Origin of the sequence: Microcoleus sp. S36a_B3 (assembly GCF_036700745.1) — a bacterium.
GTDB lineage: Bacteria > Cyanobacteriota > Cyanobacteriia > Cyanobacteriales > Microcoleaceae > Microcoleus.
Genome location: NZ_JAUBPN010000005.1, coordinates 36,302 through 61,046 on the forward strand (window position 1 = coordinate 36,302; position 24,745 = coordinate 61,046).

Genomic DNA, 24,745 nt, shown 5'->3' on the forward strand with positions numbered 1-24,745 from the left:
ACACCATACAATTGTTTAACAAACCCGCACCAAACTATTAAGATTCCCGTCCGCTAACCCACTTGTCCCGCCATTTCACAGTGCCCTCGCTAGCCAAAACCCAGCGGCGACAAACCAGATTTTCTCGCAGCGGCGACTCTCCTTCCCGCAGCAAAATATACTTGTAAGTAATCAACTTCCCCGCACTTTCATCAAACGGAATCTCCCCAAACCAAGTATTAGTATTAATGTATTCCAGCGGGTAAGCTTTGCTAATATCCCAATTCCCCAATTCAGGACAATCTCCTATCACCGCCACCTTTTCCCCAGGCTGAGTTTCAACGCTGTTAAGCTGCGCCCGCACAATGGTTTTTGCCTTAATCCGCTCTCCCACATGACTGAAAATAATTACTTCCCGCGCACCCAACTCTAAATCCTGCAACATCCCATCTTTCACTTCAAACTTGCGGCGCGACAAAACATCCGTATGTTCTCCATCAGGCAATTCAGTATCAACAGATTCGAGGGTGACAGAATCACCTCGATTCATCGCTACAAATACTAATGAATCCCGATAGCGCCGCACGTAACAATAGACATCAGGAGTTAAATATTTTTGCCACTGACTGCCCATCGAAATAGCAGGATTCAACCGCCGCAATCCTGACAGCAACCTCATGTCTCGGTAAATCGGCGAATCAGTATCCCACTTGTCCATCATCGGGCGGTTGTAAGGATCGTTGCCACCATTTGTATCGTCGTGCAGGTACTGTTCTGTACCGTAATAAATGCAGGGAATCCCGCGAGTTGTCATAATTAAATTAACAGCCAACTTCAGCATTTCTGGATCGGGATTCAGCGATTGAAACCGGGGCATATCGTGGTTGTCAATAAAAGTAATCAACTCAGTAGCCCCGTAGTAGCGGCTATCTAAATCGAGCACATCTTGGATTAAATGAAATCCACTTTCAGCACCCTGGGCCAGCGCCTCCCGAATTGCCACGCACAAACCGAAATCTAAAATACTCATTCCCGACTCGTTAGCAAATTCGATAGATAAATCGTTTCTCGGATCGCTATAAATCCACTCGCCAAAGATGAAAACATCCGGTCTGTGCGTTGTAATATCAGCGTTAAATTCCTGCCAAAACCAGATCGGCATATGCTTAACAGTATCGACTCGCAGAGCATCAACACCCCGATCTATCCATTGTTTGATTGCTGATTTGATATAGTTGCGGTATTCGGGATTGTTTTCATTAAAAGTAGCTAAACCGGAAAGTTCGCAGTTTTGTACTTGCCATTCATCTTCCCAATTTTTGACTTCGCCGTAGTGGTGATACCAGTTATTTTTATCATTATTAAAATCAGCTATTTTTACACCATCGTCGTAAAGTTCGCCTTTTTTTCCGCTAAAATCTGGGTTGCTGTGGTTGCAGACAATATCCAGTATAAACTTCATTTTGCGCTTGTGCAATTCAGCAATTAACTTATCAAATAGGGTATCCTGATTTTCTTGAGTTTGGTTGAGAGATGGATTTTCATCTTTACCAATAAACCGGGGATTAAGGCGTTTAAAATCTTTAATCCAGTAGCCGTGAATCGCCGCTTGTTCGATAAATAATGCTTCTACTTGCTCAAATAAAGGAGTCAACCACAGTGCGGTAACACCCATGTCTTTTAAGTAATCGAGTTTGTCGATAATTCCCTGCAAATCGCCGCCCCAATATTTTCCCCAGTCTTTACCTTCGGGATCGTACAGTTCGGGATTTGGGCCTTCGTTATTTTCTGGATCGCCGTCATGAAAGCGATCGACTACAATGAAATAAATTGTTTCTTGGCGAAATTCAATGTCTCTGGTGTAGAGGAATTCTAAATCGAGTTCGCTTTCTGGTTGAACTTCTGCTACCAGAGACTCAATTTTTTCTTCGGGTTTGGTGGTTTCGTATTGAGAGGAAGTTTGAGTTGGAGTGACTGGTGTCATGAGAGATATTTTTTGATTTAGTAAGATTGGTCAGTTATTCGGAGCTAGAGTCGGATATAGCCTTCTCATCTGACTAACTTTTACTGCATCATACGGAATTTACTGGTTGAATAAAATCTGTCTAAAGACAGATGGTGGAGTCGTCTATAGGTTTGTATTGAGGACTTCAGTCCTCAAAGTTTGATGGTAGTTGTGCAATTCCCTGGCCGATAGCTGCGCTTCACGGACTTTTCCCCTTTTTTTATCCCTTCCGCAAATTTTGGATATCTTCTTTTTTGAGATTTTTGTGGGGTGGGCCGAATATCTCGCCTCTATATTCGATTTAAATGCCGATCGACTTTTTCAACAAACTCCACCAAATGCTTGACAAATTTGGTTTAAATTTTGGTGCGTTCGACATCATTCGCGACGAGGACGACACGGTTTATTTGATCGAACTCAATCCTAACGGACAGTGGTAATGGAGCGAAATTCTCGCGGAAATGCCGAGGGTTCGCGCCACGGTCGAACTCATTGAAAATTTGGCGCTGCAATATCAACAGTATTGCTGAATTCGATCGCGAATTCTACATTTTATTGAGATTGCTTTCTCGCAACTATCGGGAATCAACGAACTACAGCCACTTCCTCAACTTCCACTTCAGAATGCTCCACCCGAAACACATTTGCATTCAGATTAGCGACAATTTGCTTCCCCTGCTGCGTCAGTTCCAAATAGCCGATCGCATCTTTGACATACCTATACACAACATTCCAATAAAACTTAGGATACCCGTCCCGCAAATCCCCCGGATTGCGATATCCCAACACCTGATTTTGACCAGTCTCCTCAAACTCGTAAAACAGCGCAGCAACCTTTTGCAAATATCGCGGATCGCTCAACTGACCGATTAAATCCGCCGCCCGCAGCAAACCCGGATAATTCGCAGTATTTTGATGATCTTCCCCTGCTGGAACCGGGAAACGAGTTAACTCAATATTCCGCTTAACTTCCTCGGCATCAATCAGTCTGTGACCTCCAAAACGCTCTTCAATAAACATTTTTGCGCGATCGACATGATAAGGGGTCAAACTCGCATCCGTCGCCCCCCGAGGTAGTGTTAATTTAAAGTCGCCTATGCCCGTCGCATAAAGTCCCATATCTGTTCTATCTTGCTGGCAAACGCCCTTGACGTATCCGATATCGTGGCACAGCAAAGCAATGTGGAAATGCAGCCAATATTCGCAGCAAACACCACCCTCACGGATGTGCTTGCCTCGCAAAATTTCTTGTCCTACCAATGTCACTAAAATAGTATGTTCTACATTGTGGTAAAGAGCATCGCTATTCGCAATATTTTGTAAAGCCATATCGGCTACCCAACCAATAATCTCGCCATAGTCAGATTTAAACCCGCCGTAGGTGTGGCGGTAGCCTTCAATTAGCCGATTTACAAAAGTATTAATCAGCAGTTCAGTTGCGTTAAACATATTCACTTGCTTGAGCAAAATAGCTTGTTAAATTATTTCTTTACTTATTTTTTTTGATGCTACCGTTTGATATTTTAGTATTTGTCAAAATTAATGCTACACAATAATTTTTGTTTTCCACCCTGTGTATCAGGTGCGCGGCACCCTCGAAACAGCCGATCGCATTTCAAGATTTTTTGAGCGGGTGACGCACCCTAGAACTAATGTGGCATAATTAAGAATTTGTCTGATTTTTTACTTATTTGCCACGATGAATGCCCGCTCCTATCTAGAGGCATTCACTCATATTATCAAATATAATGAGTTAAATTTGGAATCTCGCAACTAGCAGAGCGATGCACCCAGTAAACAATCGATCTCGACGGGCGATCGAGGTATAACACCCCTCAATCAGCAGTACCGCGTTACATCTTCCCCGCATACGTCAGCCAAAAACGAGAGAGAGCGAAAACGCAACCCCACTAATTCTTCATATACCGGATTGAGTTTGCACATCGGGGGTATGTGGAAAAGATGGTGTCCCCATAGCTTGATATCTCTCTCAAAAGGACACTGTGAGGGTATAAGTTGGCACAACCACCGAGCTACTTGCCGATCGCCCACTGCAATGCCATCCAGCCACCGTCGCGCTGGTTGGACGAGAAACTTGCCAAAACTTAAGTATTGACACCGATTTTTAGGAAAAATACTTGTAGTCGAATTCATGATTGACCTCAGTAGTTATTACCAACAAAAAGCTCTGAATCACTCTTCTCAATCATCAATCAAACCCGCCGTTACGACAGTGACGTGAATAAGTTTTTCGTGTGATACCAAACGCCCTAAAATGTGATATATTAAGTTCATAGTCGTGATTGTAAGTCCGCAAAAATGTGAGACAGATCACTGGGTGCACTCTTTAGGCCGTGTAGCATCACATAGAGCAAAAAAATTATGATATTTTCTAACTCCCTGCATCTGCCTTACCCTACTACTTGCCTGCGAAACATTACCTGCTCAATTTACTAACAGAAGGTTTCAGGCAATGATTCAACAAAATGATAAAAATGCCGACCTTTTTCAACGCCCCCACACAAATACCGTGCTGGAAAAACTCCCTGTAGAAGTTAAAGCTTGGGCCGAAAGTTTACCTTGGAACCAGCGGCGCTACGTTTTGTCCCTTTCCTACATCTTGTGCGCCACTACTCCAGACTTGCAAGCAGAATTTTTAGATGACTATACAGCCGACGGCTTAGTCTCAAAAATGTTTGAAGATGTCGATACTCTCCACCGAGTCAAAGAGTATTTAATCAGATTCCAAGTCAAAAAAGAATTGAACGAATCTGATTTGAGAAGCTACATAAAACAATTTTACATCCACTCAGCTCAACAAGCGCGCCGAGAAACCGATCAATATTTAGAATCCGCGCTCCGCTTTGTCTTGAGCACAGAAGAACGCAATAATGTTTTTAACTACATTTTGGGTTTTGAGTTTATTAAAATTGTGTTTCAAATGAGTTGGTTGCAACATGAAAGATTAGCCAGACTGCAAAAAAGTCAGTCGCAGTTTATTGAAAGTTACATCAAGCCGATTCAACACGCCCACAGAATTAATGGCATAATTGTACCGAAAGATGAGAGAATATTTTTTGCCAGACGCACATATTACGTTCAACAGCCCAACATTTCTTACAGAAAACTCATTGAGTTAGTCATGGCCAGTTTTACTACAGAAATGGTGACTCAATGCGGATTTTCGATCAGCCGCCACTCTCAAGCTTTCCAGTTTGACTGCGACTACATTTACGATCCAGAACCGGAAGAAGAAAGATTTCCTACTGACTTGCAATTTATTCATTAGACTGATTCTATTAATTGTGAATCGGGCATCTTACCTGCTAGCTTACTGGCTTTTGAGAATTCGTCTATTGAGTGTACGCAATAATACCAAATCCGAGTTTGCCATCCCCTTTATCTTCTGACTCTTCTCTTTCCTCTTCTCTTCGCGCTATAAGTATCTTCCCGGTTCAATCGTAAAGGGGGTATGTTACCCGGATTTGGTATAAGCTGTGCATTGCTCGCCCGACATATAGCCGAGTCTCAATTTTATTGACACTCTATGCAAAAAGCATTTTTTTTACAGGGCTAGCGTCCCCGAAGAGCCAGTATTTTGTACCGTGCGAGAACGTCAAGAGCTCGCACGGTACAAAGCAAAATACAGATGCGCTGGATGCTTCCTCTGCAGATCGATACAAAAGCGCTTATCCCAGCCAGGATGGATTCATGGCGGTACTGTCAAATTGACTGCTGGTTTTATACAGTTCGTATTGACCTTTTGCCGCCGCAGAGCGAGTGCGATCGAGCATCGCCGCCACTTGTGCTGCATCCATCGGCTTAAACGTGCGGGCTGCCTCAAATGCTTGATCGAGAAGCTGCATGGTATCGATCCCAGTAATCACCACAGAAGTCGGCAGATTCATCGCATAGTGGAGACATTCGATCGGCGTAACTGTGTTGCTTCTAAGAACGTAGGAGTCGCCCATCGATTTCATCCCCAATACGCCGATTTTGTTCTGCACCAGCACGGGCAAAACTTGTTTCTCAAAACTTCTGAAATGGCCGTCCATCACGTTGAGCGGCATCTGTACCGTGTCGAAACGGAAATTGTGTTGAGCGGCAAGTTCCAGCATTCGCAGGTGAACCAAAGGATCTTTGTGTCCGGTAAACCCGATGTATCGAATCTTGCCAGCTTTCTGCGCTTCCACCACAGCCTCCATTGCTCCACCGGGGGCAAAGATGCGATCGGGGTCTTCCATGCGAATAACTTCGTGATGCTGCATCAGGTCGATGTAATCGGTCTGCAATGCCTTCAGCGAGTCGTCAATCTGCATCATAGCAGCGCCCTTGGTGCGACCGTCGAGCTTCGTCATCAGAAAAACTTTTTGCCGATAGCCGTCCTTGAGCGCTTGCCCCATCCATCGATGGCTGCGTCCGTTGTGATAGTCCCAGGAGTTGTCCATGAAATTGATGCCGCGATCGATCGCACTGCGAATCAGCTTAATACTTTCTTGCTCCTCTCGAAGCCGTCCGATATGGTGTCCGCCTAAGCCAATTGCAGACACTCGCTCTCCTGTGCCTCCCAGTGTCCTGTAACTCATCTCGCCGCTCAAACTTTGAGCTCGGGCCGCTTCACTTCGAGCGTATACTTGGGGTGGTTCATCTTGAGCGTATAGGGGTTTAAAAAAACCTTCTGAAGCTGCCATTCCTGCTGCAACTAAACTCGAAGCAGAAGTTACCTTCAACAATTCGCGTCTGCTAATACCCACAAATCTCTCCTTTTTTTAAAATACTAGAACTCACTCTCTACCAGACAATCTGGGGACTGCAAGCTTTTAACTTTTACAATCCTAGGAAGGCGGCAGGGCGATCGCATCTTTCCAAGGACGTACTGCTATTGTTATGTTTAAAATGCTAGGCTGTCTCAAATAATTAAAAGTTCAGGTCAAACAAGCGGAGTCGAGCGGCGAGGGATGAGGAAAATTTCCCCAAGTTTTTTCGCATCGGGCTGCAATCTTCGGCGCTGCTGAGAATTTAGATAAAGCACTCCCAAGTTTATGAATAACCCTTCTCTTCTACAAGTGCAGAAAATTAGAGCCATTGGATTGACGGTCAAAAATGCCGATCGCTCCCAGGAGTTTTATACCAAAGCACTCTCCTTTAAATTTGTTTCGGATATTACGGTTGAAGGGCAAAATTACAGCGAGCTCGAAGGTGTTGAGGGGGCAAAAATCCGCATTGTTACTTTGCAGCTTGGAGATGAACAAATTGAGTTGATGGAATATCTGAATGTTGAGGGAAAACCCATTCCCAAAGATTCCCAAAGTAACGACTTGTGGTTTCAACATTTGGCAATTGTAGTCAGTGACATCGATCGCGCCTTTGCACACCTGCGCTCTTTTCCCATTGTCCCCATCTCCACTGCACCCCAAACAATACCGCCGGAAAATCAAGAAGCTGCTGGCGTGAGAGCTTTTAAATTTAAAGACATTGACGGCCACAATTTAGAGCTAATTTGGTTCCCGGAGGACAAAGGACAAGAAAAATGGCATCAAAAGAGCGATCGCTGCTTTTTAGGAATCGATCACAGCGCGATCGCGATTAGCAACACAGAACAAAGTCTTCACTTTTACCGCGACTTACTGGGAATGCAAATTAAGGGAGGCAGCCTCAACCAAGGCGAAACCCAAGTTCGCCTCGATAATTTGCCAGAAGCTAAAGTCAAAATCACCGCACTTCGGCCGATTCAAGGCGGTTTAGGAATTGAACTGTTAGACTATTTAGTTACTCCAAAAGGCCGCCCCATACCGAGGAATTGGAAAAGTTGCGATATTGCTCATATGCAAGTCCAACTAATTGTTAACGATCTAGATCGACTATTGGAAAAGTTGCGACAAAATAAAGTTGAGTTAATCTCGCCGCAGATCGTGCAATTTGGAAATAATTCCAGTTTTTCCCGCCAAAGTTGCCTCGTCAAAGATCCTGACGGACACGCAATTTTACTGACATCAATTCCGGTTGAACCGGAATGATGTTAACAGTTAACAGTCAACAGTTAACAGTCAACAGTCAATTTACTATTCCGATGAAGAGAGGATTTGATATCAGAAACTAAGCTATTTCAAAAGATTGCTAAATTTTAGCCATTAACTAGCTGTATTATCTTTGCTATCTCCTAACATTTGCATCAATTTTCGGGCGACTACAACGCCCACTACCGCACCGCCAACCCATTTAACCACATCGGCAGTATGAATCGGGTGCAAGTGGCGATCGAAAATTTCATCTTTCAGCCATTCCTCTGTTACTTTTAAATTATGAACGGGAGTGGGCAATAACTCTAAGTAACTACCTTGGCGGATTAAGTGACCGAGTTCTCCGGTTACTTCAAAGCTATTGTAAATGTTAGCGACACTTTCTTCTATCCCAAGTTTTAGAAGTGTTCCCCGCAGGTTAACTTCCGCAGGTTTTAGCTCATTTCCCAAAGCCAGAGCATTCAAATTGTGAGCGATTGCAGCTCCCTGCTGATAAGCAACTTGAGCGGTGGGAGGTAAGGAATTGCCTTGCACTGCTGCACAATCTCCCCCTGCAAAAACTTCAGGAAAATCTAGCAGTTGCAGTGTAGGGTTCACGAAAGGGCGACCGTGTTTGTCTCGCGATTCATCAGAAATTGCTAAACCTTTAATTAGCGAATTAATGTTAGTTCCTGTCGTCCAAATCACTGTACCTGTTGATAAAGTTTTCGCCTGTCCGTGGCGCTGATATTCTACTTCGTTGGGGCGAATAGCTGTCGCTTTTGCCTCCATAATAAATTCTACTGGTACTGTGCGTTTTTGCAGAGCATTTGTCGCAATTTCGCGCAGGTGACTATTAATATCGTTCTCCAGGATTTGCTCGCCGTGATTGAGTAAAACGACCCGGACTTCCTCTGCATTGCCGCCCATTGCAGCATACCAATTTGGCAGTAAATCGCCTAAGGTACCTGCCATTTCCACCCCGGAAGCTCCAGCACCTATGACGGTGACAGTCAGGAATTTGCGGCGCTTTTGGGCACTTTGAATCTGAAGAGCTTGTTGCAAGCAGTCGCGCAGGTGTTTGTCAATGGCGATCGCATCTTCTCCGGTACGCAGAGGAAACGCATTCTCTTGAGCTCCCTCAACTCCAAAATATCCTGTAACGCTACCTAAAGCCAAAACTAAATTGCTGTAATTGTAAGCATCTCCCGATGTTACTTTGACTTCTCGCTGTTGTAAATCAATCGATTGAACGGCATCTTTAACAAAAATTACACCGCTACCTTTTAGCAATTCGTCATAGCGCGGCCAAACTTCTTCTGCACCCATTTCGCCGCTAAAATATTCGTAAAGTAACGGCTTAAAGCAAAAGCGATCCTCTTTTTCGATCAAAATTACAGAACGGGGATAGTGTTGGTGGCTCAAGTGCAAAGCTGTAAATAGTCCAGCAAAGCCGCCACCTACAATTACAGTTTGATAGATTGTGTTGTTCATCATACTGTTAGTTAAATTTGATAATTTTCTTGATGCACTAATTATTATACAAAAATGCAGCTTGATTCTAACTAACCTCAACTTATATCCGGTTCGGCCGATTGCGATCGCCAAAACGGATCGCGCGTGGGTCAGTCAGTGTCGGCTCCCTGTGGACAACTCAACTCCGCACGCGCGATCGAATCTGACTGCGGTTAATTGACAGGATATGATATTAGGGTAATTCTTATTCAAAGGTATCTGCCTTAAGAAAGACATAATTTAAAATTATATATTTCTTAAGGCATAAATAAATTTAAGTAGTAATGGCTAGACGCTATTACTAGCATGAGCTTCAACTAAAACAATCTCTTGTATAGACTATTTTTATGACAAATTTGACACAAGTTTGTTATCAATTTGACTAATAGAGTCTATATAATAAATGTCAAATAAATTTTCAAAATGACGGAGAAAAAATATGAGCTTTTCCCCTGAGCTTCTTAAAGGCCAAAAAGCTCTGGTAACGGGCGGAAGTTCTGGTATCGGCGAAGCGATCGCCCGTGCTTTAGCTGCAGCAGGTGCATCTGTTGCTGTCAATTACCACTCGGAAGCTGAAGACGCGCAGAAAATTGTCGAGGATATCAAAGCCGGGGGTGCAGAAGCGATCGCCATTGGTGCCGATGTCAGCAAAGAAGACGAAGTTAAGGCTATGTTCCGTCAGGCGATCGAGGAATTTGGTACGATCGACATCCTGGTTAATAACGCAGGTCTGCAAAAAGATTCGTCCTTTGTAGACATGACACTCGACCACTGGAACCTAGTCATTGGAGTCAACCTAACCGGACAGTTTTTGTGTGCTCGCGAAGCTGCCAAAGAATTTCTGCGGCGGGGCGTACAACCTCATATTTCGGCGGCTGCCGGCAAAATTATTTGCATGAGCTCAGTACATGAGGTAATTCCTTGGGCGGGTCACGTCAACTATGCTGCTAGTAAAGGCGGTATAAATATGATGATGCGGAGTATTGCCCAAGAACTCGCACCCCAGAGAATTCGAGTTAATAGTATTGCGCCAGGGGCAATCAAAACCCCCATCAATACATCAGCATGGAATACACCAGAAGCCGAAGCAAAATTGTTAAAACTTATTCCTTACAATAGAGTGGGAGAAGTAGAAGATATTGCTAAAACGGCTGTTTGGCTCGCTTCGGATGACTCGGATTATGTCTGCGGTGCAACGATGTTTGTGGATGGCGGCATGACTTTGTATCCAGGATTTGCTACAGGCGGCTAATCGAGATTATATAATCTAAAATCTGGCGGGATCGACTAAATGGGTGCTGAAGACAAACGAATTCAAGAAAATGCTGAAATGAAAGCGCACTGGAACCGCTGGGGTTCTTATTTAAGCGATCGCCAGTGGGGAACAGTCCGCGAAGATTATTCGCCAAACGGTGAGGCTTGGGAGTATTTCCCTCACGATGCTGCGCGATCGCGCGCCTACCGCTGGGGTGAAGATGGATTAGGGGGATTTTGCGATCGCCACGGTCAACTCTGCTTCGCCCTAGCACTGTGGAACGGCCGAGATCCGATTTTGAAAGAGCGTTTTTTTGGGCTGACTAACAGTCAAGGAAATCACGGAGAAGATGTCAAAGAATACTACTTTTATTTAGACAATACCCCAACTCATTCTTATATGCGGTGGCTGTACAAATATCCGCAGCAAGAATATCCCTATACCTTGTTGGTTGAGGAAAATGCCAAGCGCGACAAATATCAGCCAGAATATGAGTTGATGGATACGGGAATTTTTGAGGGCGATCGCTACTTCGATATCGTTGCTGAATACGCCAAAGCATCCCCAGAAGATATTTGCATTCGGATCGGCGCAACTAACCGAGGTTCAGAAACAGCAACCCTTGACTTATTGCCGAGTTTATGGTTTCGCAATACTTGGTCTTGGACGGATAGCAAAAAATCAGCGTATGTGGCTCGATCGGGCGATGGAGTTATCAAAGCTAACCATCCAAAATATGGCGATCGCTGGCTATTTTGTCAAGGCAATCCTCCCCTGTTATTTACTGAAAATGAAACCAACCTACAGCGCCTGTACGGTGTCGCCAATACCTCACCTTACGTTAAAGATGCTTTCCACGAATTAATCGTTCGCGATCGCCAAAAAGCTGTAAATCCCGCTCAAATCGGTACTAAAGCCGCCGCTCACTATCACCTGGAAATTGAGCCAGGAGAAACTGCAGTTATTCAACTTAGATTTACTGATGTTTATACCGACAATGCTTTTAGCCAAGAATTTGCAGACACCTTCATTCAAAGGCAAAAAGAAGCCGATGAATTTTACGAATCGCTAACTCCAAATCTTGAGGAAGATGTCCGCAACGTACAGCGTCAAGCCTTTGCTGGCTTATTGTGGACTAAACAGTTTTACGCCTACGATGTTCGCACTTGGTTGCGAGGCGATCCTGCAGAACCCATACCACCGGCGCAGCGTTTAAACGGTCGCAATGCTGAGTGGGAAAGCTTTTATGCAGAAGAAGTCATTTCCATGCCAGATAAATGGGAATATCCTTGGTTTGCAGCCTGGGATTTGGCATTTCACTGCATACCGATCGCCTTAATCGATGCTAACTTTGCCAAGCGCCAATTACTGCTGCTAACTCGCGAGTGGTATATGCACCCAAACGGTCAAATTCCCGCTTATGAATGGGCATTTGGAGATGTCAACCCGCCCGTGCAAGCTTGGGCGGCATGGCGAATTTATAAAATTGAAGAAAAGCGAGTAGGTAAAGGCGATCGGGACTTCCTAGAACGGATGTTTCACAGAATGCTGCTCAACTTTATTTGGTGGGTAAACCGCAAAGATCCTCAAGGTGCAAATTTGTTTCAAGGCGGCTTTTTAGGCTTAGATAATATTGGGGTATTTGACCGCAGCAAACCATTACCAACTGGCGGCTATTTGGAACAAGCAGACGGCACTGCGTGGATGGGAATGTTTTCGCTGAATATGTTAGCAATTGCCTTAGAACTTGCCCGCGAAGATCCAGTTTACTCGGACATGGCGCTCAAATTTTTTGAACACTTCCTTCACATAGCCGATGCTGTCAACCATGTCGGCCCCCAAAAAATCGGTTTGTGGGACGATGAAGACGGCTTTTACTACGATGCTCTGTCTCTGCCTAACGGTGAATGTTCCTTGCTAAAAGTCCGCTCAATGGTGGGGATGACGCTACTATTTGCCGTCGATACCTTGGAAACTGAATTATTAGAAACAGTGCCGGGATTTAAAGAGCAAATTGATTGGTTTTTGAAGAACCGCCCGGAACTGACAAATAATATTGCCAGTATGGAAATTCCCGGAGTCGGCGAGCGCAGGCTGCTTTCAATTACCACCCCCCAAGGATTGCAGCGCGTCCTCAAAAGGCTGCTAGATGAAAATGAATTTCTTTCGCCCCACGGCATTCGTTCCCTCTCTCGCTATCATTTAGAACATCCGTTTATCTTTGAGTGGGATGGCATTAAATATCAGGTAGACTATGAGCCTGCTGAGTCTACAACTGAGCAATTTGGTGGCAACTCAAACTGGCGCGGCCCGATTTGGTTTCCGTTAAATTTCTTATTAATTGAATCCTTGCAAAAATATTACCATTATTTCGGTGATGACTTCAAAGTAGAATTTCCTACTGGCTCTGGAGTTATGATGAATTTATGGGAAGTTGCCTTGCAATTAGAGCAGCGGCTAAATAGCATTTTTATCAGAGGTAAAGATGGTAAAAGACCAGTCTATGGCGGTTTAGAAAAGTTTCAAAACGATCCTCACTGGCAGGATTTGATTTTGTTTCACGAATACTTTCACGGCGACAACGGTGCAGGATTGGGCGCGTCTCACCAGACGGGATGGACTGCTGTGGTGGCGAAACTGATCCAGCAAGTGAGTGACAAACCATGAAACTGACAATGTTTTGTTTAAATCGATGTTTAGATATGAAATTGGCAATTTTCAGCAAACCGTATAGCCCTCTAACTATAAAGACAAGATTGCTTTGTAGTGAGGACTTTAGCCCTTCTAATTGCGGACTAAAGTCCTCACTACGAACCTGTAAAATGTTGATACTTGGTAATTGATTGGATGTCAGGAACCTCAGCCCTGACGGCATGAGGCTTGAAAGAGAAATCTCAAAAGCCGTCCTGACCAGCCTAAGTCTTAACTGACTACGTTTTTTGAGTCACGACACTCCTTGAATGCGTAGCTAGTTTTCCGCTCTGTCATTTGCAGTTAAACAGTTTTAAGGTCCCTGAAACGGTGCTGCAAGTCTAAAAAGCTCTTAAAACATGGGCGAAGCTAACTTTACCCCAGAAATGGGAGTTTGAGGTAACCATACCTCATCGGAGGGGCAACCATACCCCTCCACCCCGCGAGGGGATTTAAATTAATGCAAAGCCGTCCTTTTAGGACGGGGTTTCTACCCATTTTTCTGATGATATAATTCATTGATGCCGTAAGGACAAAGCAATGCCTGCTCTACCTCTCAATAGCGAAAATCTACCTTACCCCGATCCGCTCCATCCGATTCTTGTCCACTTTGTAATTGCGATGGTAATTTTCTCGTTTTTCTGCGACGTTGTGGGATATTTCACTCGCAATCACCGCTTGTTTGAAGTGAGTTTCTGGAACTTGTTTGTGGCGACAGTTTCCATATTCCTAGCTGTGATGTTCGGTCAGTTTGAAGCTGGTTTGGCGCAACCTTACGAGGTGGTTAAACCGGTACTGAATTTGCACGCGATTACGGGATGGTCGCTGGCGGCAATTATGGCGGGAATTATGGGTTGGCGCTTTGTAATTCGCAGGCGCAGTCCCTTGAAAGTACCGCCGGCTTATCTGGGGGCGACAACTTTTTTGAGTTGTTTGGTTTTATTTCAAACATATCTGGGAACTCGGCTGGTTTGGGTTTACGGGTTGCACGTAGAGCCGATCGTTGAAGCGACGAAAAGAGGAATTTTGCAATGAACTCGCAACTCGTGCAGCAACTTATCGATCAATTGGGGTTCAAGCTAGGTGCAAATAGACTGCCCTACGAAGTGCCAATTCATCCGAATTTGGTGCATTTTACCCTTGGTTTGTTTATAATTGCCATCTTGTTTGATATAGCAGGAAATCTTTTTCCGCTAGAAAGACCGATTTTGAAATTTTTGGCTGTCCCTGCGCTGCGATCGGGCTTTTATGATGTGGGCTGGTACAATTTGGTGGCAAGTGCGATCGTCACATTTTTTACTGTCGCAGCCGGATTTTTCGAGATTATGCTCGCAGATCCCCCTGCGAATGTCAAGAGTGCGTGGGGGTTGGGTGCAGCGCCGACTATGGTATTGCACGGTTTGGGCGGAGTTTTGCTGTTGGGGGCGATCGTTGCCCTGACCGTGTGGAGGGGGTTTCAGCGCTACCGCTGGCGCAAAGAAGCCAGCAGACAAGTGCAGTGGAGCTATTTGCTAGCAGGCGTTGTCATGCTGGGTTTACTATTCGTTCACGGGACGCTCGGAGCACACATGGGAGACCAGTTTGGGATTCACAATACGGCTGCGGGTTTGCTCCGACAGGGATTAAATCCTAGTTCTGTCCTCAAGTAAATAGGTAAATAAATTAAGAGTTTCGACTTAGAATACGCATCTTTTCAAGCAGCAGGAATTTTATGAAAGTTTTTAAGAGCTTGCTATTGGCGATCGCGATCGCCTTAGATATGATAGCCAGCCACTGGGTAGGACAGCAGGCCTATTCTTGGATGCCCAGTCAGGGAACCGCAGAAGCCCAACAAGTTGACAATCTGTTTAGCTTCTTGGTGTCTATCGGAACGTTTATTTTTATCGGAATTTCTGCCATTATCCTCTATTCTATCCTCACTTCCCGCGCACCGAAAGGAGACTTCAGCCACGGTCATCCTGCGAGGGGAAATTGGAAAATCGAGGTTCTTTGGGTAGTTGTTCCGGTGTTGTTAGTGACGTGGGTTGCCGCTCAAAGCTACATGATTTATCAGAAAATCAACATCCAAGGTTTGACACCGATCGCCCACTTGCACCTGCCTCTAGAAGAACCTGTTTATGCCGCCGAAAAACCTACGGAAAACAACAACAATTCTAAACCAGTTGCTGAAGAAATTGAGGTAATTGCTAAACAGTGGTCTTGGTCTTTCCGCTATCCGCGCCAGAATGTTACCAGCACAGAATTGCACCTGCCAGCTAATCAAAACGTGCGGCTGACATTGCAATCGCTGGATGTTATTCACGGTTTCTACGTTCCTGAATTCCGCATCAAGCAAGATATCATTCCCAACCGCAGTATTAATTTTGTGTTTGCGCCGATCCGAGAAGGCAAATATCGGTTGAGAGATTCTCAATTCAGCGGCACTTACTTTGCCCTGATGGATGCGGATGTGTACGTTGAATCCCCCGCAGCTTACGATCGCTGGCTGACCAAAGCTGCGACACAATCGCCAACTCCTGCAAGCAATCAGGCGGTTTCCGAATACAAAAAGCAAGTGCAGAAAACCAGAAGCAGCTTCTGGCCGACTGTGACACCGGCTCCGCCTCCTGTGGTAAATCATCCCAACTGATCGAACTATTCGGCAAAAAAACAGAATTTGCTCTCGATTAATGACTAAGTAACTGAAAAATGACAAATAACTCGATTGAAAACATAGCCAACGGTGGCGCTCGTGAAAGCGATCTCCGCGAAAATCCGATTCATTGGCGGCGCTACATCAGCTTCAGCAAAGATCACAAAGTTATCGGCATTCAGTACCTAATTACTGCTTTTATCTTCTTTTTAATCGCGGGTTTATTCTCGATGATTATGCGCGCCGAACTGATCTCTCCAGCATTAAATCTAGTCGATCGCCCGCTGTACAATGGCTTGTTCACCATGCACGGGACAATAATGATCTTCCTGTGGGTTTTCCCCTGCATGGTGGGTCTAGGCAACTACCTGGTACCGCTGATGATCGGGGCGCGGGACATGGCGTTTCCCCTCCTTAATGCCATCTCCTTCTGGATAATTCCCTTCGCAGGCATCCTGCTGATTTCCAGCTTCTTGCTGCCCAGCGGCACCGCCCAGGCCGGCTGGTGGTCTTACCCGCCGGTCAGCATCCAGAACCCGTCGGGCGATTTAATCAACGGCCAATTTATCTGGCTGGTGAGTGTGGCGCTGCTAGGCATTTCGTCGATTATGGGGGGAATTAACTTCGTAACGACGATCGTCAGAATGCGAGCACCGGGCATGACTTGGTTCCGAATGCCAATCTTTGTGTGGACGGTTTTGAGCGCCCAGTTGCTGCAACTGTTTTGCCTGCCAGCCCTGACAGCGGCTGCGGTGCTGATGTTGTTCGATTTAGCCTTGGGGACAACCTTTTTCGATCCTTTTAACGAAGGCAGCCCGATTCTCTACCAGCACTTATTCTGGTTTTACTCGCACCCTGCAGTTTACGTAATGGCGCTGCCGGCCTTCGGTATTTTCTCGGAGATTTTGCCTGCTTTTTCCCGCAACCCTTTGTTTGGCTATAAATCAGTAGCGGTTGCATCCTTTGCAATTTCTCTACTCAGCATCTTCGTTTGGGTACACCATATGTTCGCCAGCGGCACTCCCGGCTGGATGCGGATGCTGTTCATGTTCTCCACCATGTTAGTCGCCGTGCCGACTGGCGTTAAGGTATTCGCTTGGACTGCTACCGTTTGGGGCGGAAAGCTGCACCTACAAACGCCGATGCTGTTTGCCTTGGGTGGCGTAGTCATGTTTCTGTTCGGCGGCATCACGGGCGTTATGCTGGGGGCCGTGCCTTTTAATCTGCACGTAAATAATACTTATTTTATAGTCGGCCACTTCCACTACATTGTGTTCAACACCATCACAATTGCGATTTTTGGAGCAATTTACTACTGGTTTCCCAAGATGACTGGGCGGATGTACGCCGAGGGCTGGGGCAAAATCCACTTCTGGCTAACTTTTATCGGGGCTAATCTGACTTTCTTTCCGATGCACCCGTTGGGCTTGCAAGGGATGGTGCGCCGGGTTGCTTCCTACGATCCGCAATACCAAGGGTTGAACGTCATTGCCAGTTTGGGGGGATTTCTGCTGGGGGTATCGACGCTGCCTTTTATCGTCAATATGGTGGTTTCCGCGCTGCAGGGCCCGAAAGCAACGGACAATCCTTGGCACGCTACGGGGTTGGAGTGGACTGTTTCTTCGCCGCCGCCTGTTGAGAATTTTGCCCAGATTCCGATTGTGACTTTGCCGCCGTACCACTATGTCGATTCTCCCGATCCGATTACCCAGGCTTCTGCTCAAGAATAGCTGCAATTTCAACCGCTGATTTCAGGCAGATAAACACAGATTAACGCAGATAATTTCAAGAATTGAGATCGATTGAATGCTAGAGGTATTTTCTTCCTGATGACCAATAACTAATGACCAATAACTAATGACTAATGACTCATGACTAATGACTAATGACTAATGACCAATGACTAATGACTTCTTCACTTATGGCAAATCCTACGCATTCAGGCCGATCGCCCCAAGAAAGCAACGAAAATTCTCAAGATCGCAAAAAGCGGATGTTTGGCTTTACCGCATTCTTGCTTTCCGAGAGTATGGTCTTCCTCAGTTTTTTCGCCGCCTACATCATCTTGCGGCAGACAACTCCCAACTGGATTCCTCCTGGTATCCCGAAATTAGAGGTGCTTAAACCTGCGATCAACACGGCGGTACTGGTTTCGAGCAGTTTTGTCATTTACTTTGCCGAACAGGCCCTCGATCGCCGGAAACTGGGTTTATTTCGCTTGCTGTGGCTGGTGGCATCCTTAATGGGAACTTACTTTTTAGTTAATCAGGCGATCGAGTGGAACAACCTATCTTTTGGGCTGACTACAGGGTTGTTCGGCGCGACATTTTATCTGCTGACTGGGTTTCACGGTTTGCACGTTTTTGTCGGGATTATCTTGCAGCTAATTATGCTTGTCCGTTCTTTCCTTCCGGGGAACTACAACGGCGGCCACTTCGGCGTGAGTGCGGCTTCTTTGTTTTGGCACTTTGTTGATGTGATTTGGATTGTTTTGTTCTCGCTGGTTTATCTGTGGTAGTTCTATTTCTTTGCCAAAACCCTACCCTTGCGGTTTTGATAGTGCTTGTAATTCTTCCCAAGTGTAATGTTTGGGCAATTCAACTGGCTTAGCATTAGCGCCTAAACCTAACCCGATCGCCGGCTCAATTTCGGCGATCGCCTCTGAAGCAACATCAGCCACTGCATTGCCGGCAATTCCGCCCGCGATCGCCCCTGCGATGCTACCAATGGCCGCACCAACCTTTCCGCCAACAGAATTACCAATGGCCGCACCAGCTACACCGCCGCCGACTGCGCCCAATCCTGTGGCGATCGGGTGAGATTCAGATGTTTCTGATTGGTCTTTATCGTTTTCATTCGGCTGTTTAACATCATTCATTACCATTATTTCCTCACAAATTTTGCGGGTTTTCAATTTTTTCTTAATTGGTTCGTAGTGAGGACTTTAGTCCTTTCTTTCTCAAGGGATAAAATGAGTTTATTTTAACCGCTCAGCGATGCGATCGCCAACCCGCAGCGCATTTGCCATAATCGTCAGCGTCGGGTTAACCCCCGAATTTGACGCGAAAAAACTGCCATCCACAACATAGAGATTCTCAACATCGTGGGTGCGGCAATTCACGTCAAGCACTGAAGTTTTGGAGTCTGTACCAAACCGACAAGTGCCACATTGATGACCAACTGATTGTACCGGCATCTCGGCGCGAGGATACAGGCTAAAAGGAATGACGTGCTTGGCCGAACGGTGGAGGGATTTGACTACAGATGTCCAGCGGTGAATTAGCCGATCGCCCGCTTCGGTATTGTTCGGCGTATAATCCAAGTAAATTCGATCGCCTTCCACCCGAACACGATTGTTTGAATCTGGCAAATCTTCTGTTTGCAACCACCAACCAACCGATCGCTCAGCAATCAAATGCCGCTCGTATTTAGGAATCAATTTTACCAGCGGAGCCATCAGCGCCGGAGCCTCCGCCGGCAGCATATCAGCTAACACATTGCCCGTATTTTGTACCATACCCATTGGATAAGGAAAATCCGGCTCTCCCCAATAATAATCATTGACAGCAATAGTTTTTTGAAAGTTAGCTGCATTCACATCTAAGTGCATAGCAACTAAAGCAGTCGCCAGGTGTTTCATTAAATTTCTGCCCACCTGATCCGAACTATTTGCTAATCCATTGGGGTGCTGCTCGTTGGCAGATTGCAACAACAAAACAGCCGAATTAATCGCACCGCAGGAAACCACCACAATATCGCCTGTAAACTGCTGTCGTTCCCCTAAAGTTTCGGTTTCTACCCCCGTCACTTCTCGCCCGGATTTGCTGGTATGCAGTCTCAAGACTTTGGCATTAGTTATTAGGGTGAAATTAGCATATTTTTCGCGGGTAGGGCGAATCGCATTCACCTCCGCATCGGCTTTCGCACCTACTAAACAAGGATAGCCGTCAAAAGTATCGCAGCGAATGCAAGGGCTGTTTGTGCGATCGGCTTCATTCAGCTTTAATCCTAAAGGTAAATGAAACGGATTGTAACCGAGCGATCGAATATCGTCCGCGAGCACCTGCATATCCGGTTCGTGGCTGACAGGAGGATAAGCATAAGGTTGGCTGCAGGGCGGTTCAGTCGGATCTGTTCCCCGCTCTCCATGAACGTCATAGAGTGCTTCAGCTTGCGTGTAATACGGCTCAAAATCTGCGTATTTGAGCGGCCACTCTGGAGAAAATCCTTGTTTGTGAATTACGCGATCGAAATCTCGTTCCCGCAGCCGTAAAAGAGCCGCACCATAAACCTTTGTATTGCCGCCAACCCAATAGCCCGTCTGGGGTCGAAACTCCTTTTCTTCCCTGTCGTACCAGCACTCATCCGTATGATAGCGCTCTTTTTGATAAACTTCCAGCGCGCTCCAATTTGCTTTTTCCCTGGGTAAAAAGTCGCCTCTTTCTAGCACCAAAATCCTTTTACCAGTCGGTGCGAGACGGTGAGCAAGCGTACCTCCGCCCGCTCCCGTGCCAATAATAATGATATCGTAGTGGTTCGCCGAATTTACCATTGCCTAATCTTTTCTTAATTGTGCTGGTTTGGGAATAATGTTCCCTTAACTCACTGATTCAATCTTACCCAGAAATTCAGGAATCACAACTGTATCGATAATGTGAATTACACCGTTATCTGCTTCCACATCTGGCTTGACTACCTTAGCATTGTTTACCTTAACTCCATTAGCAGTATCAATCTTGAGAGTTGAACCTTCGGAGGTGGTGGCTGAATTAGTTTTGCCAATTTCTGCTGCCGCGATTTTCCGCTCGCGAATCACATGATAGGTTAAAACTTTCATCAAATCCCGGATATATTTTAGCAAAGCTTTTACAGTTCCCGACGGCAGTTTAGAAAACGCTAAATCAGTTAGTTCCAACACGGCAAAAAAGCCTTCTGTTTTTAAACCTTCTACCAAGCTAGCAGCATTTAGAGCTGTTATTAAATTACTCCAAAAAACCGCCTTAATTGCAGTATTTACCATAAATATCAGATCTCGATCTTTCTCCTGAATATTTCAGGTAATCTTGCAAAAAATAATGAATTTGCCAACTAGATTTTAGCTGCGATCGAGCAACACTTGCCCCGCATTAATTTGGATGCGAAACAGGCTGTAAGGTTTCTCGCGCAAGTCTTGCCCGTTATGATAGCTGGGGTTCCTATTCCACTGATCTACAGTAAAGTAGAGATAGCCATCTTGGGCAACAAATAGGCAATTCGGCCACAGCATTCGCGCATCGTGGGCGAGTGTTTCCCACGTACCATCAGGGAGGTGGCGCAAAATTGAATTGTTTTCGTAGTTTGTCACGTAAAGGTGATTTTTGTCGTCGGAAACCATGCCGCCAGAAGCGCCTTTTTCACCGTGATCGATGACTGTGGCGGCAACATTTTCATCAGGTAAATTTTGATTAACTAATGCTTCAATACTGACGCTGTAAAGGTGTCGGCTTGCTAGGGGACAATAGAACAGTCTTTGACCGTCACCGCTGAGGGCAATGCCATCGCTGCCGGTGTGAATGTGCTTGGCCGGTTTGTTGGGATGCCGCACCATCATCGGTTGACCTTCGACTATGGGCAAAAAGCCGGGAATTGGTTTAGTTGAAGGATGGTCATTGAGTTTTCTCCAACTGTTTCCGGTGGCTAAATCTACGACAACAATGCCGTTAGGCCCTTCTTCCGAGGAGTCGGTAATAAATGCAATCCCATCCTCTCCCCAGCGCAAATCGACGCGCACGTCATTCAAGGTAGAATTGGCAGAGGCGACGGATTCGGGAAACAGAATTTTCTTGACAATACGATCGCCATTCAGGTCAATTCCCACCAGTTTCGGGCCGCCGGAGGGAACTAAATTTTGCTTAATTTTTGCATGATCTAACAGCCAAAGGCGATCGCGCGCGTCGATGGTCATCCCTTGAACGCACAGCAACTTTTCTGAGGGCGAAGCTAAATCTAACTTGTGGATTTCTGCATTGGGGTAGGGAACAGGATTGCCGTTTTTTTCTAGTGGCTGTTTGAGTTCCGCAACGGTGAATTCTACATCGTCAACCAGTCGGGGATAGCTGATGAAAATTCGCCCTTGCTTGGATACCGCAACCCCGATCGGCATGGCATCCTCGAATAGCGTGATTAACTCTAAATTGCCAGCAGATTTGTCGGCTGGCAGTGAAGGCACAGCGGCCATAGATTTGGTTGCGGCTAAGTTCGCCATTGCACTAATCCTATTGAGAGTTTGAAGAATTTTAAAAAGTAGAAAATTGGACGTTGATTGTATCTAAAAAATTTCTGCCATGCTATTGCTATTTACCATAAAAAATGGGTGTAAAGCCTCCCCCTGTAGGGTGCAAGGAAAAATCCATTTCCTTCGCTGACAATCACTTTGCGCTTGAGTCCGAGGTAACTGTCAACTGTCAATTGTTTACTGTCAACTGTTGAAAAAATTTGCATGACCCACCAAAAAATCTATTTTTTTTACCGAATTATAGGTTTTCAGCAAGTATTTTGGTTGAAAAACGGGATTTTGAAGTACCAGTTCGCAATTCCTCTAGTTAATTGACAAAGCAGTTCTTTTAGAGTTTTTCATGGGTTCAACTTTACATTGTTGATGATTTTTTTATATCTATCGAATGGATGAGATTAAATTTATATCAAAAGACTGATTAGTATTTGAGCGCTCGTTGTTTAAGGATAAGAATAACGTTAAAAATAATATAAAATATCAATGTCTGAAGTCATCAATATTTATGACGATCGCCTGAAATCGCTTTTGCGCCCTGATGCTTCACTCCAGAAAGTTGTCAGCGGTGCCGTCTGGAGCGAAGGCCCGGTTTATTTCCATGAAGATGATAGCGTGGTGTGGAGCGATGCTCACGGCAATCGCTTGCTGCGCTGGAGTCCCCGCCAGGGAATGAGCGTTTTGCGCGACCCCTCCGACTATCAAAGCGGTAATTACCGCGATCGCGAAGGTCGCCTTGTCTCGTGTTCGTCGGGTTTGCGCGCGATCGTCCGGCGCGAACACAGCGGCGAATGGCGGGTGTTGGTCGATCGCTACCGAGGATCGCGCCTCAACAGCCCCAATGACTTGGTAGTCAAGAGTGACGGCACGATCTGGTTCACTGACCCCCCCTACGGCCTGACGCAGCCCGACCAGGGATACGGCGGACAACAGGAACAGCCTGGATGTTTTGTGTACCGCTTCGATCCGGCGACGGGTGCGATCGATGCGGTGGTGACGGATATGTTGCGCCCCAACGGCCTCGCCTTCAGCCCCGACGAAAGCATCCTCTACGTGTCGGATAGTTCTGCTTTCAATATGCCCCAAGGCTATCACCACCTCCGCGCCTATGATGTTGTAGCCGATCGCGCTGCAGACAACGGCCGGGTGTTCGCAGTCATCGAACCCGGTGAACCCGACGGGTTGCGAACCGACGAACACGGCAATATTTTTACAACTTCCAAAGATAGCGTGCAGGTGTACGCCCCCGACGGTACTCGTTTGGGGAAAATTCCGGTACCGGAGACTTGCGCTAACCTGACTTTTGGGGGAAAAAAACGCGATCGCCTCTGGATCGCTGCTGGCACATCTTTATATGCGATCGATCTCAACACTCGCGGGTGTCAATAAAGCTGTTCTCGCCACCTGCAATAGACCTCTCCCGTAATTCTTGTGGAACAGGCATCCTGCCTATTTTTTACAAGCTTTTGGAACAGAAGTCTAATAGATGTTTAATGATGTCCAATTTAGAATATCTCAATCGATTGGAAATGACCAAATGATTTACAAATTTGCTCTGGGTGTGGCGATCGCGCTGCTGTTCGCTCAAGTTTCAACTCATCTACCAGAACTAAGTTTCAAACTGCTCAGTTCACTCAATCCCGTCTATCCGACCGGCATTCTCGGCTGGGCACTTTTATTGCTGAGAGTTGGTGTCGGCGGGCTATTTATGCTGCACGGCTACCCAAAAATAACACATCTTCGAGAGTGGTCTGATGCTATGAAAATGCCGCTGTTTCTGTGCTTTCTCTCAGCAGCTTCCATGTTGGCTGGCGGAGTTTGTCTGATTCTGGGATTTCTGACACTATTAGCAAGTCTGCCGATTCTTGGTTCTATGCTATTCGCAATTTATTTAGATTTATCCAAAGGGTTGCCTTTTGTTGCTAGCGATCCCTATTTAATTCCCCAAGGGCAGTATGAAGGGCCAAATGGCAAGGGCGAACCGCCAAGCTGGGAGAAAGCTTTTATGTACTGTTTGATGCTGGTGGCGATCGCAGTTTTAGGGCCTGGTGCCTATTCGCTGGATGCTCTGATTTTTGGAGGGTAAAGAACCTGCAAGCGAACTCGATCGGCAAGCATTACCGGAGATGTCTGTTGCAAAAATTGGGAGGGGTGCCCTTCACCGCAAGTACGATCGCCACCAAGGCCGAATCAAACACGCCCGCGATCGAACAAACAGCCTTTGTGACTCTACAACCGCCCCGGAAACTGTTGGCGGTGCCCGCATTTGCATCTGCAAACGCTCAAACCAAGTTCGCGCCTGCACACCCGGTTTCACTACCAGCAACCAAAAATTACAACTCTGCCTCGTGGCAGATAGTACGAACAGCTCAATTTTTGGGATACTAGAAACTAGCACTCA

22 protein-coding genes are annotated in these 24,745 nt (G+C 45.9%); 13 read left to right on the forward strand and 9 right to left on the reverse strand.

Features of this window, described 5'->3' with window-relative positions; genetic code table 11:
* Positions 1-37 precede the first annotated feature (37 nt).
* Positions 38-1,963 carry an alpha-amylase family glycosyl hydrolase gene (locus QUA01_RS07580; RefSeq protein ID WP_333088868.1) on the reverse strand — a complete coding sequence of 642 codons (1,926 nt, stop codon included), beginning with the start codon at positions 1,961-1,963 and terminating at the stop codon, positions 38-40.
* A 326-nt stretch (positions 1,964-2,289) separates the two neighbouring features.
* Between QUA01_RS07580 and QUA01_RS07585 the strand changes: the two genes are divergently transcribed.
* Positions 2,290-2,424: a hypothetical protein gene (locus QUA01_RS07585; protein WP_333088869.1), complete on the forward strand. Its 135-nt coding sequence runs from the start codon at positions 2,290-2,292 to the stop codon at positions 2,422-2,424.
* 145 nt (positions 2,425-2,569) lie between these two features.
* Here QUA01_RS07585 and QUA01_RS07590 read toward each other — a convergent pair whose 3' ends face one another.
* Both QUA01_RS07590 and QUA01_RS07595 read right to left on the reverse strand, forming a co-directional pair.
* Entirely contained in the window at positions 2,570-3,433 is an 864-nt protein-coding gene (locus QUA01_RS07590) for an Npun_R2479 family HD domain-containing metalloprotein (RefSeq protein WP_333088870.1), read from the reverse strand.
* Between the two features lie 390 nt (positions 3,434-3,823).
* Positions 3,824-4,138: a Mo-dependent nitrogenase C-terminal domain-containing protein gene (locus tag QUA01_RS07595; RefSeq protein ID WP_333088871.1), complete on the reverse strand. Its 315-nt coding sequence runs from the start codon at positions 4,136-4,138 to the stop codon at positions 3,824-3,826.
* A gap of 319 nt (positions 4,139-4,457) precedes the next feature.
* Here QUA01_RS07595 and QUA01_RS07600 point away from each other — a divergent pair, with 319 nt between their 5' ends.
* Entirely contained in the window at positions 4,458-5,273 is an 816-nt protein-coding gene (locus QUA01_RS07600; RefSeq protein WP_194010787.1) for a cobyrinic acid a,c-diamide synthase, read from the forward strand.
* 400 nt (positions 5,274-5,673) lie between these two features.
* Here the strand turns inward: QUA01_RS07600 and QUA01_RS07605 are convergent, their stop codons facing one another.
* Entirely contained in the window at positions 5,674-6,738 is a 1,065-nt protein-coding gene (locus tag QUA01_RS07605) for an aldo/keto reductase (protein ID WP_333088874.1), read from the reverse strand.
* Positions 6,739-7,026: 288 nt separating this feature from the next.
* On the opposite strand from QUA01_RS07605, the gene QUA01_RS07610 reads away from it, so the two are divergent.
* Complete coding sequence (locus tag QUA01_RS07610) at positions 7,027-8,001, forward strand: VOC family protein (RefSeq protein ID WP_333088875.1); 975 nt, start codon at positions 7,027-7,029, stop codon at positions 7,999-8,001.
* 114 nt (positions 8,002-8,115) lie between these two features.
* Here the strand turns inward: QUA01_RS07610 and QUA01_RS07615 are convergent, their stop codons facing one another.
* The gene (locus QUA01_RS07615; RefSeq protein ID WP_333088878.1) at positions 8,116-9,480 is read right to left on the reverse strand and encodes an NAD(P)/FAD-dependent oxidoreductase; all 1,365 of its coding nucleotides are present in this window, start codon (positions 9,478-9,480) and stop codon (positions 8,116-8,118) included.
* A gap of 457 nt (positions 9,481-9,937) precedes the next feature.
* Here QUA01_RS07615 and QUA01_RS07620 point away from each other — a divergent pair, with 457 nt between their 5' ends.
* The 7 genes from QUA01_RS07620 to QUA01_RS07650 all read left to right on the forward strand — a co-directional run bounded on the left by QUA01_RS07620 (position 9,938) and on the right by QUA01_RS07650 (position 18,594).
* Complete coding sequence (locus QUA01_RS07620) at positions 9,938-10,750, forward strand: SDR family oxidoreductase (RefSeq protein WP_333088880.1); 813 nt, start codon at positions 9,938-9,940, stop codon at positions 10,748-10,750.
* A 39-nt stretch (positions 10,751-10,789) separates the two neighbouring features.
* Positions 10,790-13,420 (forward strand): MGH1-like glycoside hydrolase domain-containing protein, encoded by a 2,631-nt coding sequence (locus tag QUA01_RS07625; protein WP_333088881.1) that lies wholly within the window; start codon positions 10,790-10,792, stop codon positions 13,418-13,420.
* 564 nt (positions 13,421-13,984) lie between these two features.
* Positions 13,985-14,479, forward strand: a complete 495-nt coding sequence (locus tag QUA01_RS07630; protein ID WP_333088882.1) for a DUF2231 domain-containing protein — start codon at positions 13,985-13,987, stop codon at positions 14,477-14,479.
* Complete coding sequence (locus tag QUA01_RS07635; protein WP_333088884.1) at positions 14,476-15,093, forward strand: DUF2231 domain-containing protein; 618 nt, start codon at positions 14,476-14,478, stop codon at positions 15,091-15,093. The genes QUA01_RS07630 and QUA01_RS07635 overlap by 4 nt, the downstream gene beginning before the upstream one ends.
* 62 nt (positions 15,094-15,155) lie before the next feature.
* Positions 15,156-16,073, forward strand: coding sequence for a cytochrome c oxidase subunit II (locus QUA01_RS07640; protein WP_333088886.1), 918 nt, complete (start codon positions 15,156-15,158; stop codon positions 16,071-16,073).
* Positions 16,074-16,132: 59 nt separating this feature from the next.
* Entirely contained in the window at positions 16,133-17,806 is a 1,674-nt protein-coding gene (gene ctaD, locus QUA01_RS07645) for a cytochrome c oxidase subunit I (protein WP_333088887.1), read from the forward strand.
* A 176-nt stretch (positions 17,807-17,982) separates the two neighbouring features.
* Positions 17,983-18,594 (forward strand): cytochrome c oxidase subunit 3, encoded by a 612-nt coding sequence (locus QUA01_RS07650; protein WP_333088888.1) that lies wholly within the window; start codon positions 17,983-17,985, stop codon positions 18,592-18,594.
* Between the two features lie 21 nt (positions 18,595-18,615).
* On the opposite strand, the gene QUA01_RS07655 is transcribed toward QUA01_RS07650, so the two are convergent.
* From QUA01_RS07655 to QUA01_RS07670, 4 genes are all read right to left on the reverse strand, one after another.
* On the reverse strand, positions 18,616-18,954 hold the full coding sequence (locus QUA01_RS07655) for a hypothetical protein (RefSeq protein WP_333088889.1): 339 nt from the start codon (positions 18,952-18,954) through the stop codon (positions 18,616-18,618).
* A 99-nt stretch (positions 18,955-19,053) separates the two neighbouring features.
* Positions 19,054-20,628, reverse strand: a complete 1,575-nt coding sequence (locus QUA01_RS07660) for a GMC family oxidoreductase (RefSeq protein WP_333088890.1) — start codon at positions 20,626-20,628, stop codon at positions 19,054-19,056.
* Positions 20,629-20,673: 45 nt separating this feature from the next.
* Positions 20,674-21,096 (reverse strand): fasciclin domain-containing protein, encoded by a 423-nt coding sequence (locus tag QUA01_RS07665; protein WP_333088893.1) that lies wholly within the window; start codon positions 21,094-21,096, stop codon positions 20,674-20,676.
* A 75-nt stretch (positions 21,097-21,171) separates the two neighbouring features.
* Positions 21,172-22,320, reverse strand: coding sequence for an L-dopachrome tautomerase-related protein (locus tag QUA01_RS07670; RefSeq protein ID WP_228049742.1), 1,149 nt, complete (start codon positions 22,318-22,320; stop codon positions 21,172-21,174).
* Positions 22,321-22,830: 510 nt separating this feature from the next.
* Here QUA01_RS07670 and QUA01_RS07675 point away from each other — a divergent pair.
* From QUA01_RS07675 to QUA01_RS07685, 3 genes are all read left to right on the forward strand, one after another.
* A complete protein-coding gene (locus QUA01_RS07675; RefSeq protein ID WP_194066011.1) occupies positions 22,831-23,733 on the forward strand; it encodes an SMP-30/gluconolactonase/LRE family protein in 903 nt (300 codons plus the stop codon).
* A 148-nt stretch (positions 23,734-23,881) separates the two neighbouring features.
* Positions 23,882-24,430 (forward strand): DoxX family protein, encoded by a 549-nt coding sequence (locus tag QUA01_RS07680; protein ID WP_194066012.1) that lies wholly within the window; start codon positions 23,882-23,884, stop codon positions 24,428-24,430.
* 47 nt (positions 24,431-24,477) lie between these two features.
* Positions 24,478-24,732, forward strand: a complete 255-nt coding sequence (locus QUA01_RS07685; protein ID WP_333088897.1) for a hypothetical protein — start codon at positions 24,478-24,480, stop codon at positions 24,730-24,732.
* Positions 24,733-24,745 lie beyond the last annotated feature (13 nt).